This is a genomic window from Xanthomonas albilineans, assembly GCF_009931595.1.
Taxonomy (GTDB): Bacteria; Pseudomonadota; Gammaproteobacteria; order Xanthomonadales; family Xanthomonadaceae; genus Xanthomonas_A; species Xanthomonas_A albilineans.
The window spans coordinates 686,552-704,951 of sequence record NZ_CP046570.1 but is presented as its reverse complement, the minus strand read 5'-3'; the positions used below and the strand labels follow the sequence as shown (position 1 = coordinate 704,951).

The 18,400-nt window shown below is 65.2% G+C and carries 13 protein-coding genes, 1 other RNA gene and 1 pseudogene; 9 read left to right on the top strand and 6 right to left on the bottom strand.

Annotated elements, in window-relative coordinates; translation table 11 throughout:
• Positions 1-57 precede the first annotated feature (57 nt).
• The 4 genes from XaFJ1_RS03195 (at position 58) to otsA (ending at position 4,211) form a co-directional block, all read left to right on the top strand.
• Positions 58-132: non-coding RNA, sX9 sRNA (locus XaFJ1_RS03195), on the top strand.
• Positions 133-231: 99 nt separating this feature from the next.
• Positions 232-984 (top strand): trehalose-phosphatase, encoded by a 753-nt coding sequence (otsB, locus tag XaFJ1_RS03190; protein ID WP_012915227.1) that lies wholly within the window; start codon positions 232-234, stop codon positions 982-984.
• Positions 985-1,068: 84 nt separating this feature from the next.
• A complete protein-coding gene (locus XaFJ1_RS03185; RefSeq protein ID WP_012915226.1) occupies positions 1,069-2,850 on the top strand; it encodes a glycoside hydrolase family 15 protein in 1,782 nt (593 codons plus the stop codon).
• Positions 2,847-4,211, top strand: coding sequence for an alpha,alpha-trehalose-phosphate synthase (UDP-forming) (gene otsA, locus XaFJ1_RS03180; RefSeq protein ID WP_012915225.1), 1,365 nt, complete (start codon positions 2,847-2,849; stop codon positions 4,209-4,211). Before XaFJ1_RS03185 ends, otsA begins: the two co-directional genes overlap by 4 nt.
• A gap of 112 nt (positions 4,212-4,323) precedes the next feature.
• Here the strand turns inward: otsA and pgeF are convergent, their stop codons facing one another.
• Positions 4,324-5,097, bottom strand: coding sequence for a peptidoglycan editing factor PgeF (gene pgeF / locus XaFJ1_RS03170; protein ID WP_012915224.1), 774 nt, complete (start codon positions 5,095-5,097; stop codon positions 4,324-4,326).
• Positions 5,098-5,141: 44 nt separating this feature from the next.
• Entirely contained in the window at positions 5,142-6,149 is a 1,008-nt protein-coding gene (gene rluD / locus XaFJ1_RS03165; RefSeq protein ID WP_012915223.1) for a 23S rRNA pseudouridine(1911/1915/1917) synthase RluD, read from the bottom strand.
• A 117-nt stretch (positions 6,150-6,266) separates the two neighbouring features.
• On the opposite strand from rluD, the gene XaFJ1_RS03160 reads away from it, so the two are divergent.
• The 3 genes from XaFJ1_RS03160 to XaFJ1_RS03150 all read left to right on the top strand — a co-directional run bounded on the left by XaFJ1_RS03160 (position 6,267) and on the right by XaFJ1_RS03150 (position 9,558).
• Positions 6,267-7,142: an outer membrane protein assembly factor BamD gene (locus XaFJ1_RS03160; RefSeq protein ID WP_012915222.1), complete on the top strand. Its 876-nt coding sequence runs from the start codon at positions 6,267-6,269 to the stop codon at positions 7,140-7,142.
• 191 nt (positions 7,143-7,333) lie between these two features.
• Positions 7,334-8,071, top strand: a complete 738-nt coding sequence (locus XaFJ1_RS03155) for an ATP-binding cassette domain-containing protein (RefSeq protein ID WP_012915221.1) — start codon at positions 7,334-7,336, stop codon at positions 8,069-8,071.
• Positions 8,068-9,558: an ABC transporter permease/substrate-binding protein gene (locus XaFJ1_RS03150; RefSeq protein WP_012915220.1), complete on the top strand. Its 1,491-nt coding sequence runs from the start codon at positions 8,068-8,070 to the stop codon at positions 9,556-9,558. The genes XaFJ1_RS03155 and XaFJ1_RS03150 overlap by 4 nt, the downstream gene beginning before the upstream one ends.
• Before the next feature lie 18 nt (positions 9,559-9,576).
• Here XaFJ1_RS03150 and XaFJ1_RS03145 read toward each other — a convergent pair whose 3' ends face one another.
• Positions 9,577-10,785, bottom strand: a complete 1,209-nt coding sequence (locus XaFJ1_RS03145) for an aminotransferase class V-fold PLP-dependent enzyme (RefSeq protein ID WP_012915219.1) — start codon at positions 10,783-10,785, stop codon at positions 9,577-9,579.
• A gap of 70 nt (positions 10,786-10,855) precedes the next feature.
• On the opposite strand from XaFJ1_RS03145, the gene egtB reads away from it, so the two are divergent.
• Positions 10,856-12,145 carry an ergothioneine biosynthesis protein EgtB gene (gene egtB, locus XaFJ1_RS03140; RefSeq protein WP_012915218.1) on the top strand — a complete coding sequence of 430 codons (1,290 nt, stop codon included), beginning with the start codon at positions 10,856-10,858 and terminating at the stop codon, positions 12,143-12,145.
• Positions 12,142-13,125: an L-histidine N(alpha)-methyltransferase gene (gene egtD / locus XaFJ1_RS03135; protein WP_012915217.1), complete on the top strand. Its 984-nt coding sequence runs from the start codon at positions 12,142-12,144 to the stop codon at positions 13,123-13,125. Before egtB ends, egtD begins: the two co-directional genes overlap by 4 nt.
• Positions 13,126-13,149: 24 nt before the next feature.
• On the opposite strand, the gene XaFJ1_RS03130 is transcribed toward egtD, so the two are convergent.
• The 3 genes and pseudogenes from XaFJ1_RS03130 to XaFJ1_RS03115 all read right to left on the bottom strand — a co-directional run bounded on the left by XaFJ1_RS03130 (position 13,150) and on the right by XaFJ1_RS03115 (position 18,397).
• The gene (locus XaFJ1_RS03130; RefSeq protein WP_012915216.1) at positions 13,150-14,799 is read right to left on the bottom strand and encodes an NAD+ synthase; all 1,650 of its coding nucleotides are present in this window, start codon (positions 14,797-14,799) and stop codon (positions 13,150-13,152) included.
• 194 nt (positions 14,800-14,993) lie between these two features.
• Positions 14,994-15,560, bottom strand: a pseudogene (locus tag XaFJ1_RS16055) (type IV secretory system conjugative DNA transfer family protein).
• 308 nt (positions 15,561-15,868) lie between these two features.
• Positions 15,869-18,397 (bottom strand): T6SS phospholipase effector Tle1-like catalytic domain-containing protein, encoded by a 2,529-nt coding sequence (locus tag XaFJ1_RS03115; protein WP_012915213.1) that lies wholly within the window; start codon positions 18,395-18,397, stop codon positions 15,869-15,871.
• Between the last annotated feature and the right edge of the window lie 3 nt (positions 18,398-18,400).

Here is an 18,400-nt window from a genome sequence, read left to right as displayed (position 1 = left end):
CGCCAACGAAACGGCTGCGTCGCGATCGGGCGAGCGCGAACAGTGCACGGAATCCTCGTGTACCCCCGTGTACACCACGGTTCCTGCGCACTGTCCGCGCCGCCCGACAGCGGCTCGCGACATTTTTCAGCCACCCTACCTCGGCGCATCGGCAAGCCGAATACCACGCGGAGGACGACGGCGCCGCCTCGCTCAACTTCTCCCTAACGTCGGCTGGGCGATGATGGGCAAATGGCAGACGCTCGCCCCCTCCGCCCGCCGCCGCCACGCCTGGACGATGCCTGTGCATTGTTCCTGGACGTGGATGGCACGCTCATCCCATTTGCCGAACACCCCGAGCGGGTGCAGTTACTACCCGAGGTGCGCGAGGCGATCGGTCGCCTGTACGCATCGCTCGGCGGTGCCGTGGCGCTGGTCAGCGGGCGTCCGCTGACGCAACTGGATGCCTTGTTCGCGCCGTTGCGATTGCCTGCGGCCGGGCTGCACGGCCACGAACTACGCGCCGATGCCACAGCGCGCGCCACGATCTCCACCGACACCGGACCATGGCTGCGCATGCTGCAGACGCGCGCCGCGCTGCTGCGCCAAACCTATCCGGGCGTGCTGATCGAGGACAAAGGCGCCAGCTTGGCACTGCACTGGCGTGCGACACCGGCCGCCGCCGAGCAAATACTGGCCTTCGCCCGCGAGCAGATCGCCAGCCTCCCCGGCTATCGCCTGCAACCCGGTGACCATGTAATCGAATTCGTTCCCGAGGGCAGCGACAAGGGCGTCGCGGTAACCACGCTGCTGTTGCAGCCGCCGTTCCATGGACGCCGCCCGGTCTTCGTCGGCGACGACCTCACCGACGAATTCGGTTTCGCCGCAGCCAACCAGGCCGGCGGCTGGAGCGTGCTGGTCGGCCACCGCGCTGACAGCGCCGCCACCTACGCACTGCCAGATCCACACAGCGTCCACACCTGGTTGCGCGATAACGCCGTATGAAGAAGGCGGCCACGCCCCGCACGTCCTAGCCCTTCCGCCATCGCCGATTCCCCCCTGCTTTCCGCACAAGGACACGTCCACTCCATGAACTCCCCCAACCTTGACCTCGGCGTGATAGGCAACGGCAGCTTCGGCGCACTGATCGACAAGCGCGCCAGCGTGGTATGGAGTTGTCTGCCAGCATTCGACGGGGACCCCGCATTCTGCGCGCTGCTGTCTCCGCGCGCGCACCCGGGCGGCGACTTCAGCATCGAACTGGAAGACTTCGTCGACAGCGACCAGCAGTATCTGACCAACACCGCGATCCTGCGCACCGTTCTGCGCGATACGTATGGCGGTTCGGTGGAAGTGATCGATTTCGCGCCGCGCTGGCGCAACAACGGACGCTTCTACCGTCCCGTGAGCATCATCCGTCAGGTGCGACCACTGACCGGCAACCCGCGCATTCGGGTGCTGGCACGGCCACTGGCCGACTGGGGCGCGCACAAACCCGAAAGTACCTGGGGCAGCAACCACGTGCGCTGGCTGCTGCCGGATTTCACCCTGCGCCTGACCACGGACGTCCCGGTGCGCTTCATCCGCGACGAACGCGCTTTCGTACTCAGCCATCCCGTCCATCTAGTGCTGGGCGTGGACGAATCCTTGACCCGCTCACTGACCGGCTACGTCCAGGAGGCGCAGGAACGCACCGAGGAATACTGGCGCGAATGGGTACGCTACCTGTCGGTGCCGCTGGATTGGCAGGAGGCGGTGATCCGCAGCGCGATCACGCTGAAACTGTGCCAGTACGAGGACAGTGGCGCGATCATCGCCGCGATGACCACCTCCATCCCGGAGGCGCCGGATACGCCACGCAACTGGGACTACCGCTACTGCTGGCTGCGCGATGCCGCCTTCGTGGTGCGTGCGCTAAACCGGCTCGGCGCCACCCGCACGATGGAGCAGTTCCTGGGCTACATCTTCAACATCGCCACCACCGACGGCAGCCTGCAACCGTTGTACGGCATTGCTTTCGAAGCGGCGTTGGAAGAACACGAGGTCACCTCGCTGGCCGGCTACCGCGGCATGGGCCCGGTGCGGCGCGGCAATCTGGCCTGGATCCAGAAGCAGCACGACGTGTACGGCAGCGTGGTGCTGGCCTCCACGCAACTGTTCTTCGACCTGCGCCTGAAAGATCAGGGCGACATCCACACCTTCCTGCGCCTGGAGCCGCTGGGCGAGCACGCCTTCGCCCTGCACGACGTGCCCGACGCGGGGCTGTGGGAATTCCGTGGCCGGGCCGAAGTGCATACCTACACCAGCGCGATGTGCTGGGCCGCCTGCGACCGCCTGGCCAAGATCGCCGCACGCCTGGGTTTGGAAGACCGAGTGACATACTGGCGCGAGCGCGCCGAGCGCATCCGCGAACGCGTCTTGGCCGAGGCATGGAGTCCGCAGTTGGGCCACTTCACCGATACCTTCAACGGCCATCGGCTGGACGCTTCGCTGCTGCTGTTGGCCGACATCGGCTTGATCGCTGCTGACGATCCGCGCTTCATCGCCACAGTCGAGGCGATCGGGCGCGACCTCAAGCACGGCGACGCGCTATACCGCTACGTGGCACCGGATGACTTCGGCGCACCGGAAACCAGCTTCACCATCTGCACGTTCTGGTACATCGACGCCCTGGCCGCGATCGGGCGCACGGACGAGGCACGCGAACTGTTCGAACGCATCCTCGCGCGACGCAACCACCTGGGACTGCTTTCGGAAGACCTGGCCTTCGACAACGGCGAAGCCTGGGGCAATTTCCCGCAGACCTATTCGCACGTCGGCCTGATCATCGCCGCGATGCGCTTGTCGCGTAGCTGGCAGGAGGCTTCATGAGCCGATTGGTGGTGGTGTCCAACCGCGTGGCCGTGCCGGGCGAGAACCACGCCGGTGGCCTGGCGGTGGGCCTGCTCGCCGCACTGAAGGAACGCGGCGGCATGTGGTTCGGCTGGAGTGGCAAGACCGTGCGCGGCGACAGTGGCGCATTGCACGAACAGAGCAAAGGGCCCATCCGTTTCGTCACCATGGATCTGAACCGCCCGGACCTGGATGGCTACTACAACGGCTTCGCCAACCGCACACTCTGGCCGTTGCTGCACTTCCGTCTGGACCTAGTCGATTACGACCGCGCCACCCGCGCGTGCTATCGCCGGGTCAACGCACTATTCGCCGAGAAGCTGGCGCCGCTGTTGCGCGAAGACGATACGCTGTGGATCCACGATTACCACCTGATCCCGCTGGGCGCCTATCTCCGCGAACGCGGCATCGGTTGTCGCATCGGCTTTTTTCTGCACGTACCTTTTCCCTCTGCCGACCTGATTCAGGCGTTGCCCGAGCACGCGCAGTTGTTCTGCGACTTTTACGCCTACGATCTGGTTGGCTTTCAGACCCAACGCGATGTGGACCGTTTTCAGGCCTACGTGCGCCTGTTCGGCGGCGGCAAAGTAGTCAAGGATGGCCTCTTGGAAGCACCCGGCGCTCGCCGCTTTCGCGCCGCGATGTTTCCGATCGGCATCGATACCGCGTTGATCGCGCAGCAGGCGCGCGCGGCGATGTCCAAACGTGCGGTGCGCGATCTGCGCAACAGCCTGCGCGAGCGCCAACTGGCAATCGGCGTGGACCGGCTGGACTACTCGAAAGGCTTGCCGGAGCGCTTCCTCGGTTTCGAGCGCTATCTCGAGCGGCACCCGAAACAGTGCGGCAGCCTGACCTACCTGCAAATCGCCCCGGTTTCACGCGGCGAAGTCCCCGAGTACAAGCAACTGCGCAACCAGCTCGAACAGATCGCCGGCCACATCAACGGTGGCCATGCCAAACCGGAATGGACCCCGCTACGCTACGTCAACCGCAACTTCACCCACGCCACGCTCACCGGTTTCTACCGCGCCGCGCACATCGGCCTGGTGACGCCGCTGCGCGACGGCATGAATCTGGTCGCCAAGGAATATGTGGCCGCACAGGACCCGGAAAATCCCGGCGTGCTGATCCTGTCGCTGCTGGCCGGTGCGGCCAACGAACTGAAGGATGCGCTGCTGGTGAATCCGCACGATCTGGACGGCGTCGCCGACGCCATCGCCACCGCCGCGTCGCTGCCCAAGGCGCAGCGCATCGAACGCTGGCAAGCGATGATGGACCACCTGCGCAAGCACGATATCGGCGTCTGGCGCCAGCGCTATCTGCAGGCACTGGAACGCTGACGCCAGCGGCGGCCTTGCGCTGCCACACGATGGACGTTCTGCCGCTGCGCACGCAGCACCGGCGGCAACTGCGCGAACGCCGGCCCCAGCACCTGTGCGAACAGCGACGCGCTCAGTCCGCGATCCACGCCAACGTCGCCATGCGCCCGGTGCGACCGTCGCGACGATAGGAATAGAAGCGCAACACGTCGGCGATGGTACACAGGCCGCCGCCGTACACCTGCGCCGGGTTCAGTCCGGCCGCGGCCAGGCGTTGCCGCGCCAGCGCATACAGATCCACGTTCCAATGTCCTGGACGGGTGGCGACGAAGGCGCTGGCCGCCGCCGCATCGTGCTGCAGAAACGCCTCGCGCACGTTGACGCCGACCTCGTAGCGCTGCGGGCCAGCGGCCGGCCCCAGCCAGGCCTGCAATCGCGACGGCGGCGTGCGCAACGCGGCGACGGTCGCTTCGAGCACGCCGCCGGCCAGGCCTTGCCAGCCGGCGTGCGCGGCGCCGATTTCGCTACCGTCGCACGCGGCGAACACTACCGGCAAGCAATCGGCGGTCAGGATCGCCAATACCACGCCGGGTTCGGCGGTCACTGCGGCGTCGGCGCTGGGTTCGGCATCGATGCCATGCGCCGTCGGCGGCTGCTCGAAACGCCGTACCTGTACCCCATGCACTTGCCGCAGCCAGTGCGGCGACGACGGCAGCGCCAAGCCGGCGATCAATGCCTCGCGGTTGCGCTGCACGGTGGTCGGATCGTCGCCGTCGGCGGCACTGCGATTGCCCAGGTTGAAACGGTCGAACGGCGGCAGCGAGGCGCCGGCACCGCCACGCAGCGTGGTGAACGCGCGCACTCCAGGCGGGGCCGGCCAATCGGCAGGCAAGGCAAAGTCGGTCATCGGCGCCGCTCTGCGCAGATGCAATGCAGACAGCCGCGCCATGGTCAGCGCCGCGCCTGCTCGGCGGCCAACTGCGCATCGGCACGCAGCGCCGCCAGCAAGCGCTGCAGGTCGGCCGGTACCGCGGCCGTGACACGCACCGGTTCGCCATGCAACGGATGCTTGAACTCCAGGATCTCGGCATGCAGCGCCTGACGTTTGAAACCGCGCAATTCGGCGATCAGTGGATCGGCGGCCCCCTTGGGCAGTTTCAGCGGACCGCCGTACAACGGATCGCCGATGATCGGGTGCTTGAGGTGGGCCATATGCACGCGGATCTGGTGAGTACGCCCGGTCTCCAGGCGGCATTCCAGCGCCGTGTGTGCGCGGAAGCGTTCGCGCAACCGGTAATGGGTGAGTGCGTCGCGGCCATCCTCGCGCACCGCCATGCGCAGACGGTCGCGCGGATGGCGGTCGATCGGCGCGTTGGCGGTACCACCGGAAACCAGCGCTCCGACCACCAGCGCCAGATACTGCCGATGCACTTGGCGCGCGGCCAGTTGCGCCACCAGCGCGGTGTGCGCCTGCAGAGTCCGCGCCACCACCATGGCGCCGCTGGTGTCCTTGTCCAGGCGGTGCACGATGCCGGCGCGCGGCAACGCCGACAACCCAGGGTCGCGGTACAACAGCGCGTTGACCAGGGTGCCGCCCGGATTACCGGCGCCCGGATGCACCACCAGCCCGGCCGGTTTGTTCAGCACGATGACCTGATCGTCCTCGTACAGCACCTCCAGCGCAATGTCCTCCGGCAAGGCATGGGTCTGTGTATCCAGCACCGCGTGCAGGCTGGCGATCTCGCCGCCGCGCAGCGGGTCGCGCGGCCGCGCCGGGGCGCCGTCGAGCAGGGCATCGCCGGATTTGATCCATTCGGCCAGGCGCGAGCGCGAGTATTCGGGAAACAATTCGGCCAGCACCGCATCGAAGCGGCGGCCGGCGGCATGGTCGGGCACGCGCGCCTGGCGCGGGCCGTCGCTGGCGGCATCCTCGGGGAAGTCCGGGAGGGTATTTGGCATTGGCAGGGAGACGGATCGGTCGGGGAACAGGGGGGTGCGACGGCCGTAGTCAGTCGCAGGACAGGCCACTAGGCTATCATCGCCCCCTCGTATTCCTGCCGTGTCCCGCCCGAACCCATGATCCGACGCTCCGTCCCGCTGTCCGCGCACGTCCGTTTCATCGCCCTGCTGCTGGTCACGCTGGTCGTGGCGACGGGTTGCCACCGCCACAAGAAGGACCCCGAAGAAGGGATGCCGGTGGAGCAGTTGTACCAGAAGGGGCACGCACAAATGGAAAGCGGCAACTGGTCCGGCGCCGATCACAGCTTCAAACGTCTGATCGCGCAGTACCCCTATGGTCAGTACACCGAGCAGGCGATGATCGAAAGCGCCTACGCCCAGTACAAGGCCGGCAAGCACGACGACGCGGTGTCCACCATCGACCGTTTCATCCGCACGTACCCGACCCAGCGCAACATCGCCTACATGTATTACTTGCGCGGGTTGTCCAATTCAAACCGCGATACGGTGTTCCTGCGCCGGCTGTGGTCGCTGGACCCCAGCCGCCGCGACCTGTCCACCCCGCAGCAGGCCTATGCCGACTTCAACACCGTCACCGATCGCTACCCCAACAGCCGCTATGCCGCCGACGCGCGCGAACGCATGATCGCGCTGCGCAACGTATTCGCGCAGCACGAACTGGACAATGCGCTGTATTACCTGCGGCGCGGCGCCTGGGTGTCGGCCACCTCGCGCGCCAATTATCTGTTGGAGACATACCCGCAAAGCGCATTCCAATATGACGCGGTAGCGGTATTGGCCGATGCCTATACCCACCTGGGCAACAAGGCCCTGGCCGCCGACGCGCGCCGGGTACTGGAACTCAACGATCCAAAGCATCCCTGGCTGAGCGGTCAGTGGCCAAAGTACCCGTGGATGATCCGCAAGCTCAATCCGTTCGCCGGCGAAAAATCCGCCGCGACCGGGCAATCCAACTCGCAGATGACCAACTGATCCACGCCGCCTGATCCATACCGCAACGCATCCACCGACAGGGGCCGCCAGGCCCTTGCCGCGTTGTGGCATGGCTGTGCCGCATTACCATCGCGTCCTTGCTGCTGCACGACGGCCTCGCTCGGCCTGATGTTCTTCCTGGCGCGAACCTGGGCAGCCATGGCGCGAGCGCCAGCGGCTATGCTGCGAGCATGTTCGAACTGCATCGGGTCACCCGCCGTTACGGCGACACGCTGGCGCTGGACCGGGTCGATCTGCGTATCGACACCGGCCGCACCACTGCCCTGATCGGCCCCAGCGGTGCCGGCAAGTCCAGCGTGCTGCGGATGCTGCTCGGACTGGAATGGCCCGATAGCGGCGAGGTCCGCTTCCAGGGCGAACCACTACGCCGCGCCACCTTGCTGGGGCAACGTCGGCGCATCGGCTACGTGATTCAGGAAGGCGGACTGTTTCCGCACCTGAGCGCGCGCGACAACGCCGCGTTGCTGGCGCGCACGCTGGGCTGGAAACGGCCTCGAATCGAGGCACGCCTGCGCGAATTGGCGGCCCTGTGTCGCCTGCCGGAACCGCTGCTGGCACGCTATCCAGCCGAATTGTCCGGCGGCCAGCGACAACGTGTGGGGCTGATGCGCGCGTTGCTGCTGGATCCGCCAGTGCTGCTATTGGACGAACCACTGGGCGCGCTCGACCCGATCGTGCGCCACGAACTGCAAACGCAAATGCGCGAGCTGTTCGCGTTGCTCGGCAAGACCGTCGTACTGGTCACCCATGACGTCGCCGAGGCCGCCTACTTGGGCGACACCCTGGTGCTGATGCGTAGCGGCCGCGTGCTGCAACAAGGCAGTGCACGCACCCTGCTGGAGTCTCCAGTCGATCCGTTCGTCGGCCAGTTCCTGCACGCGCAACGTACCCTGTTGGAGGCACGATGATCACGCTGCGGCTGGCCCGCGACGCCCTGCTCGGCGTGGTGGTCGCACTGCTGGCTGTTCCGGCCCAGGCGAGGCCGGAACGGGTCGTGGTCGGCTCCAAGAACTTCACCGAAGCGGTGATCCTGGGGGAAATCGCCGCCGGCGCCGGGCGCCAGGCTGGGGTGGAGGTCGAGCACCGGCGTCAACTCGGCGGCACCCGCATCCTGTGGCGCGCGCTGCAACAGGGCTCAATCGACGCTTACGCCGAATACACCGGCACCCTGGCGACGGAACTGCTGCAGTTGCCCGCTGCCGACGACGCCACGCTGCGCCGCGCGCTGGCCCAGCGCGGCCTGGCGATGAGCGCGCCATTGGGCTTCGACAACACCTATGCTTTGGGCATGCGCCGCGCGGGCGCGCAAGCGTTGGGCATCACCCGTCTTTCCGACCTCCCCGCGCATCCGGCACTGAAGTTCGGCCTGAGCAACGAATTCATCTCGCGCGCAGACGGCTGGCCCGGCATGCGCGCCGCCTACCGGTTGCCACAGATCCCCACCGGCTTGGACCACGACCTGGCCTACCGCGCACTGGACAGCGGCGCAATCGATCTCACCGACCTGTACAGCACCGACGCCGACATCCCCGCGCACGACCTGCGGGTGCTGCTGGACGACCGGCATTACTTCCCGCGCTATGCCGCAGTCTTCGTTTACCGCCAGGATTTGGCACAACGCGCGCCACGCTTCGTACAGGCGCTACAGAGCCTGGGCGGGCGCATCGACGCGGCGACAATGCAGCGGCTCAATGCCGAGGTCAAACTACACAAGCGCGCCGAGAGCGCGGTCGCCGCGGACTGGCTGGGAATTTCCGCACCCGCGCAGGACGGGCGCCTGTTGCGGCTGCTGCAACGCACCCGCGAGCATCTGACCCTGGTCGGATTATCGCTGGGGCTGGCGCTATTGGCGGCGTTGCCGCTGGGCATCCTCGCCGCACAACGACCGCGGCTCGGTCAGGCGCTGCTGGCACTGACCGGCGTCTTGCAAACCTTACCCTCGCTGGCGGTGTTCGTGTTCATGATCCCGCTGTTCGGCATCGGGGCGAAACCGGCGATCGCCGCGCTGTTCCTCTATAGCTTGCTGCCGATCGTGCGCAACACCCACGCCGGCCTGACCGGCATCGCCCGCGAATTGCGCGAAACCGCCGCGGCGATCGGCCTGCCGGCGAGCACACGGCTATGGCGGATCGAACTGCCATTGGCCATGCGCACCATCCTAGCCGGGATCAAGACCGCCGCGGTGATCAATGTCGGCACCGCCACGCTGGGCGCCCTGATTGGCGCCGGCGGCTACGGCCAGCCGATTCTCACCGGCATCCGCCTGGACGACCTCGGCCTGATTCTGGAAGGCGCGGTGCCGGCCGCCGCTCTGGCGCTGTTGGTGCAGGGTCTGTTCGAAGGACTGGAACGCTGGCTGACCCCACGCGGTCTGCGGCTGGCCGCACGACACTGAAGCCGCACGTGGCCGCACTCAGGCGCGTGCGACCATGCGCATCTCGACAGCGAGGTCGTGCATCGTTGCGATCTCCAAGTGCAGATACGGCGCGATGCGCAAAGCGCCGTGACGATAGGTGCAGATCACCTGCGCACGCTCTCGCCACGGCAACAAGCGCTGCAAGGCCGCCGGCGGCGGTCGCAGTGCGAACACATGCGGCGCGTGCCCGGGCGTGATCCAGTCGCCCAGTCCCTGCGCCAACAACGCGCCTGCGAACGCCGCGCTCAGTTCGCCCAGCCGCTTGGCGATGCGCGTCGGCTGCCAATGCTGCACTTGCTGCATGGCCGCGTGCGCCATCGCTAGACGCAGTGGATCGGCGACCCCACCGGCATCGAAGCGACGCGCGCCGGCACGGTAGCGTGGCGGCGCGTCAGTCGGGAAATCCCAGTCGCCACCAGGATCGCGCGCTTGCCAATGCTGTTCGAACGGCACGCCGTGCGCCCGCCAGTGCGGCGAGACCCACAGCCAGGCTAAGCCCATCGGCCCGAGCAACCATTTATGCCCGACCGCCACGACGAAGTCCGGTCGCCACGCCGCCAGCCGCGCCGGCAGCACACCCAGGCTTTGACTCAGATCCAGCACCAGCATCGCCCCCGCCGCATGCACGCGCGGCGCGATCCTGTCCAGATCCAGCAGCGCGCCATCGCGCCAGTATGCGTTAGGTAACGCAGCCACACGCACACGCGGCTGCGCATCCAGCGTTGCAAGTACCGCCTCGGTCCAGCCCTGCCCCGGCGCGCGCCTTACCACCGCCAAATGCGCGCCGGTCTCGGCGCAACGCTGCTGCCACACCAGCAGATTCGATGGAAACTGGCCATCGAGCAGCAACACCGCATCGCCCTTGGCTAACGGTACCTGTCGCGCGGCGATGGCCAAGCCGTAGGCCGCCGATGGCACCATCGCCACACCATCATGATCGTGTTCGAACACCGTGGCCGCGGCCAGCACACGCAGTCGCTCGATCTGCGCGCGCCAATCGTCGAAAGACAAGCGCCACGACGCAATCGAATCGGCCAGCGCCACCTGACCCGCCGCCAGCACGCTAGCCAAGCGCGGCCCCTTGCTGGCCGTGTCCAGATAGCGCACCCCGGCCGGCAACACGAAAGCACCCGGCGCCGCAGGCAAATCGACCACGCACGCCGTGCGCAGATCGCGCGTCTCGATGCTGGAAGCCGCTGTAGACATCGTCCAAGCGTATCGCCAGAATCCGCCATGCGTGACGAAATATTCACAGCAGTCCCCCAAAACTGCGTCGATGCAAGCAACCTCTCCGGCGGCATCAACTTCGCCCACGCTCTCCACTGCCACACTGACGGCACGCCTGCTCCAGGTGCGCCAACGCAGCTGGCAACTGGCCGCACCGTTGAGCGACGAAGACGCCATGGTGCAGAGCATGGAGAACGCCAGTCCGGCCAAATGGCATCTGGCACACACCACCTGGTTCTTCGAACGCTTCGTATTGGCGGCCGACCCCGCCTACCGCCCGCTGGACCCGCAGTGGGACTACCTGTTCAACAGCTACTACCAAAGCCTCGGCCCGGCGCACGCACGACCGCACCGCGGCCTGCTGTCGCGTCCATCGCTGGCGCAGGTACTGGACTATCGCAGCGAAATCGAAACGCGCGTGCTGGCGCGGTTACAGCAGGGCACCCTGCCGCCGCAGACGCTGCAGGCGCTGGAATTGGGGCTGCAGCACGAACAACAGCACCAGGAATTGCTGCTGACCGACATCAAGCACGCGTTCTGGCGTAACCCGCTGGGGCCGGCATACCGTTCGGACTTGCGCGTACACCGCGCACCGGCCACCCGTTTGCGCTGGCTCCAGCGCGACGAGCAGCTCTGCACGATCGGCGCCGCCGCCTGGCCGGCGCATGTGGACTTCGCCTACGACAACGAGTCGCCGCGGCACCGCGTGCTGGTGCCAGCGCATGCGCTGGCAAGCCGTCCGGTGAGCAATGCCGAGTACGCCGAGTTCATCGCCGACGGGGGCTATCACAGCGTCGGCCTGTGGCTCAACGACGGCTGGGCGCGACGCAACGCCGAGGACTGGCAGCGGCCGCTGTACTGGCACACTGACGGCGTGCGCGAGTTCACCCTGGGCGGATGGCGCGAGCGCGATCCGCACGCGCCGGTGTGCCACCTGAGTCTGTTCGAGGCCGATGCCTACGCACGCTGGGCCGGCGCACGCCTGCCGACCGAGGCGGAGTGGGAACAGGCCGCCGCCGGCATCGCCATCGCGGGCAACTTCGCCGATGCCGATGCGCTGCACCCGCAACCATCGACGCCGACGGAAACCGGGCTGCAACAGTTGTTCGGCGATGTCTGGGAGTGGACCGGCAGTGCCTATCTGCCGTATCCGGGGTTTCGCCCGTGGTCGGGCGCGCTGGGCGAATACAACGGCAAGTTCATGAACGCGCAATGGGTGTTGCGTGGCGGTAGCTGCGCCACGCCGCACGACCACATCCGCGCCAGCTACCGCAATTTCTTTCCCTCCGATGCACGGTGGCAGTTCGCCGGCGTGCGCCTGGCCAAGGATCCCGCATGAATGCCGCAACCGCCCGTGCCCTGACCGAAACCGCATTGACCGACCTGCATCCACCGCCGGACGACATCATCGCCGATGCAATCACTGGATTGTCGCGCACACCCAAGCAATTGCCGTCCAAGTATTTCTACGACGCCGAAGGCTCGCGCCTGTTCGAAGCGATCACCCACCAGCCCGAGTATTACCTGACCCGTATTGAGTTGAGCCTGCTGGAAGCGCATATGCCATCGATTGCGCAGGCCGTGGGCATCGGCGCGCATGTGGTGGAATTGGGCAGCGGCAGCGGACGCAAAACACAACTGTTGCTGGACGGCCTGCGCGCGCCGGTAGCCTATACCCCAATCGAAATGGCGCGCGACATACTGATGTCCAGCACCGCGCGCTTGGCCGAATGCTTCCCGCACATTGAGATGCTGCCGGTGTGCGCCGACTTCACGACACCAGTCCCGCTACCAGCGCCACAACGCGACGCACGCCGCACACTGGTGTTTTTCCCCGGCTCGACCCTGGGCAATTTCACCCGCGAGGACGGCATCGCACTGCTGCGCTCGATACGCACGACCATGCGCGAGGACGGCTGCGCACTGATCGGCATCGATCTGGTCAAGGATCCCGCAGTGCTAGAGGCGGCCTACAACGATGCCTTAGGTGTCACCGCTGCGTTCACGCTGAACCTGCTGCGCCGTCTCAACCGCGAAATCGGCAGCGACTTCGACCTGGAACAATTCCGCCACCGCGCGGTGTACGCACTCGCAGAGCAGCGCATCGAGACCTTCCTGGTCAGCCAATGCGCGCAGCAGGTGCATGTGGGCGGACACCGCTTCGCCTTCGCCGCCGGCGAAGCGATGCAGGTGGAATACAGCCACAAGTACACCGACCGCAGCTTCGGCGCGATGGCCGCCGAAGCCGGCCTGCGCGTCAGCCATGGCTGGAACGCGCAGGACGATGCATTCGGATTACGCTTGCTACAAGCGCTATGAAGCGGACGGACACACCGCGCGCGGCTAGGCGTGGTAGCCGTTACTGATCGGGTAACGGCGTTCGCGGCCGAAGGCACGGCGCGAGACCTTCGGGCCCGGCGCAGCTTGGTGCCGCTTCCACTCGGTGATGCGCACCAGCCGTATCACCTGATCGACCACCTCCGCCGCATAACCAGCGGCGATGATTTCATCGCGCGATGCTTCCTGATCGACATAGCGATACAGGATACCGTCGAGCACGTCGTAGGGCGGCAGCGAATCCTGGTCGGTCTGGTTGGCGCGCAGTTCCGCCGAGGGTGCTCGCGTGATCACCGCCGGCGGAATCACCGGCGTTGCAGCGGTCGTATTACGCCATGTCGCCAGAGCAAACACCTCCGTCTTGTACAGGTCCTTCAGTGGCGCGTAACCGCCGCACATATCGCCATAGATAGTGGCGTAGCCGACCGCGTACTCGCTCTTGTTGCCGGTGGTCAACAGCAAGCCACCGAACTTGTTGGCCAGCGCCATCAGGATCAGCCCACGGCTGCGCGATTGCAGATTCTCCTCGGTGACGTCGGGCTGGGTGCCGTCGAACAACGGACCGAGCGCCTGCAACACGCCTTCGAACGCCGGCTCGATCGTCACCGTCTCCAGCCGCACCCCCAACGTGCGGCATTGCTCGGCGGCCAGGTCGTTGGAGAGATCGGCGGTATAACGCGAGGGTAAACGCACGGCGGCGACATTCTCCGCACCCAGCGCGTCCACCGCCATCGCCAGCACCAATGCCGAATCGATACCGCCGGACAACCCCAGCCACACCTTGGAAAAACCGTTCTTGCGACAATAATCCTGCACCCCGCGCACCACCGCGCGCCAGGCCAGCGCCTCGCTGCTCGCTTCGCTGGCGCTGTCGCTGTCGCAACGCCAGTGCAACGGCACAAAGCGGCGTGCGGCAGGGTCGTAGTCGACCACCAACCATTGGTCGGTAAACGCAGCGGCGGCTGGATGCACCCTACCGTCGCCGTCGGCCACCACCGAGGCGCCATCGAACACCAGCGCATCCTGACCGCCGACCACATTGAGATAGGCCAACGCCGCACCGCTTTCACGGCTGCGCTCGGCCAGCAAGGCATCGCGCTGCGCGTGCTTGCCACGCTCGTAGGGCGAAGCATTGGGCACCAACACCAGTTCGGCGCCGGCGCGCACGGTCACAGCCAAGGGCTCGGGGAACCACAGATCCTCGCAGATCACCAGGCCCACACGCGTGCCCTTGACATCGAACACGCAGTGCTCGCCATCCAGATCGACATCGAAATAACGGCGCTCGTCGAACACCGCGTAATTGGGCAGTTCGCGCTTGCGGTAGGTAGCAGCGATGCGCCCGTCGCGCAGCACACTGGCCGCGTTGTAGACCACGCTGCCGGCACTTTGCGGCCAACCGACCACCGCGACGACCCCGTGCACGCACGCGGCGATGCGTTGCACGGCCTGTTCGCAATCGGCGAGAAACCCAGGACGCAACAGCAAATCTTCCGGTGGATAGCCACTCACCGCCAGCTCCGGGAACAACACGATGTCGGCGCCATACGCATCGCGCGCCTGCTCGATCAGCGCCATGATCCGATCGGTGTTCTGGGTCACGGCGCCTACCGGAAAATCGAACTGAGCCATGGCGAGGCGGAGGGAGGAGAGCATGAACAACCTTGAGATTCGGAAGGGAAGACGCACAGCGGTCTTCCCACAGATGGTCAGGCAAGTCTAGCGAGGATCACGCTCTTCGGCAGCCTACCAAAAAGTGCGTGCGCTCCTGTTGCTCAGCCAACGCCTCTTCCAGGGCATCCAGCCGCTGGCGGAGGTCAGCAGACCCTCGACCGAAAACTCTCATGCGATTACTCCCCGCCCAGCGCGAGCCGGGGTACCTGCGGTGCTTGCAGCAACAGCTTCTTGAAGTAGCTGTCCTTGTAGTAAAAAATCTTGTTCGCCAGGATCGGATAGCCAATGCCCTCAATGAACACGATGGCTTTATCCGGTGCCAGCCCCTTGACCTCATCCGGATTCATCAGCGGACGCCGATCCAGCACCTCGGTATAGCTGTGGCTGTTACCCTAGCCGTATGACTGCGTGCGCTGCCGACGGCGCACGGTGGTCTCGCCCAGCATCTTCGAATATTCCTCGGCATCGCGCTGTTCTCGTGGAGTAAACACGATCCGCACGCCGAGATTGGTGATCAAGCCGCGCGCTGTGTCGGCGCCATAGACCGATTCCAACTGCGCAATCGACTGGATCACGATCACGATGCGGATGCCATAGCCAGCGACCCAGCCCACGGCCACCGGGACGATCTCCACCCGGCCCAAGGCCGTGAACTCGTCGAGCATGAACATGCACTGGGATGAGGTAGAGCATGACAGGCAAGCCGAAGCCGCAGATACCCGACAGCTTGATTTTCGTGGCATACGGATGCCACACAGGCTGATCCACCACCTGCCAATAGCGCCAATAGGTCAGTAGTTGGACCTGTGCATGCTCTCCGAGCAAGGTCAGCACTAAAAAGCCGGACAGATACAGCCCGGCGATGGCAACGGGCAGCAACGCGATGAGGGCGGTAATGCCTTTGGTACGCGAATTCATCGGGGGACTCTTCCTTGGGAAATCGGGTATGAGGGAGGCTGCAACGTCCTGTGGCAGGTGAAGTCGTCAAGTGCGATGTTGCTCTGCGCATGGTCGTCCATGCGGTGTTGCCTGGATGAATTGCAGATGCCGCCTACAGCTTCATGACCATGCCCTGCCCTTGCATCTGCGCCGCGCGCTGGGCCTGCATCGCCTGCTCGGCGAGGTTCTGCTGTTCCACCGTCTGCAATTGCTGGCTAGCCTGGGCCACGTCCGGCGCTTGCGCCAGTTCCGGCGCAAAGATACGCGCCACGATCTTTCCTTCCGATTGCACCACGTAATTCGGCGTCTGGGTCGCATACCCCTGTGGCATCCCCAAGTGGACACGCTCCACTTCGGTCTGACCGAACTTGCGCGCCTCCACCACCACGTGCGCCGCATGACGGTCCAACTGTTCAGGATCCGGTGCCGGTCGGCCCCACCTTTCATTGGCATTGGCGATGGCATTACGGGCTTGTTCGAACATCGCATGGCGCGGATGCGCGGGATGACGCATATCCTCGGCGGTGATCGTGATCGGGGCAATGACGCGGCTTGGCGACTCGGGGTGGGATGCTTCACGCGCCTTCCAACTCGCGGCATGCTGCTCGGGCGACTTCGCCAACGCCTGTTCGGGATCGATCCTCAACACATGGCTCTTTTCGGTGAACGAATACGGCTGGTCATAAGCCAGCAGTTGGCCCTGATGCTGCTTGAAACCTCTGATGCTATGTTCGTATTGCGGATCGATGCCGAGGGCGTCAGTGAACCCGGCCGCCAACCGTTCCTGCTGCGCCGGACCGTAGGGCAATTTATCGCCGTTCCTGGGCAATGTATGGGACTGTTCAAGCGCATTCTTGAACTGTGTATAGCGCGAGTGCATTGGATGGTCCGGTTGACGGAAGTCTTGGAGATGCTCATCCAAACGCGGTGGGCGCGTCGGCGGGGTATACAACATCGCCTCGCCTGCTTGGCGCTGTTCGTGTGGATGTGACCGGGTGTCTTGGTTGTGGCGCTGTTCGTGTTCGCGTTGCTGCGCGTCCACGGCCTGACGATGCAACTGCGCATGTTGCTGCGCGAGGCGCTGTTGCTGCTCTCGCGCTGCCTGCGCTTGCTGTTCCTGCTGCTGCAATTGCGCGATCCGCGCCTGTTCCTGCATGTCCACGCTGGCTGGTTTTTCATGGGCCGGGGCGCTGTCATGGGACGGCGGCGCATGTGTCTGCGTGAAGGATTGCGCCAGCGGCTGCGCCTGTTGGATGCGTTGCTGGTGCTGCTGAGCGACGAGGTCGTCCTGCATGCGCGAATGCTTATCCATGGCCTGGGACGGCGTGGACGCGTCAGCGGAGGAAGATGAAGAAGACGTGTCCGCGTTCGTCGATGCGGTGTGGGTAGACGGTGCGCCCACTGCATGGGGCGTTGCTCCTTGCTGCAAATACGCAGGCAGCGGCGGTGCCGCTGACGCATGCGGTCGCTCCCGGAAGAACGCCGGCAGCGCCGGATCGGTGTGTTCGGTCGATACCGCCACCGGGCGCAAGGGAAAGTGTGCGCGTAGCTCGGCATCCAGGGATTGCGCATCGAATGGAGCCAGGGTCATAGCCGGGCCGGCCAGATCATGCACATGCACGCGATGCCCGAGGGTCGTCGCCATGGTGGTGGTGTAGTAGGAACCGTGCTGTTCGGAGCGGTGAATGACGTTCATTTCTGGCGCGCTTGAGACCGCGCGCGGTTGCAGGAACGGTTTATCGCTGAGGCTGTTGACATAATCGATCAACAGATTGCCGTTACGCACGGACAAACCATCGAGCCGGTAGGAACCGCCGATATCCGAATGCGCGCCAGGATGGACCAGATTGAGGAATCGCCCGTCATGGGAATGGCCGGGATGCAGGATGTCTTTGGCCGGGAACAGATCGCGGCGTTCGTCGCGGGCGCTGAGCTGCAAGCCCGATACCACCGAGGGCGGCAAGCGCACGTCGTGGAAATTCATCTCGCCGGTGGCGACCGGGTCCAGCAAGCCGACGACCTGCGCGGTGCGGCCTGGTGGCACCAGCGGTGGATGCGTGGGAGTGAGTTTGAGGATTTCGCCGTGTGGGCCTTGATCGATTTTCATCCCAATCGGATCCTGGATGCCGCGCTCGTGGACCATGCGGGTAAACATGGCCGCAGTGACCGCACCACGACTGAAACCGGTGGACAGGATGCTGATTTCGGCTTGCGGATCTTTTTTTCTCCAATCATGCACCTGGCGGATGAACTTCAAGTACATCTCTTCCATCCGTGGGCCATAGCTATAGCCCAGAGCGCCGTCGGCAATGCGGGGCAAGGCATCGTCTTGGGTGCCTACGCCGGGGACGTAGTGGCCCCTGATGTTGTTGATGCCCCTCGAGTACGCCAAGTCCAGTTGATCGCTCAATATCCCAATATTGGTGATGTGCTGAGGATCTTTGTGCTTGTCGTTACCGGTGCCATCGAAGCAGGCCACGAACAAACGTGTGTGCGGACTCTGTTGGCTGACCAGCAGCGGTGCCTGGAACTGCGCCAATGCATGGCGGCTGTGTGCATATGTCGCCAAGTCTTGCGCCGTTGCTGGATACGTTTCCACGTCATCCGGCCATGTCTTTGCATCGGTATGTTCGTTGCCCATTGC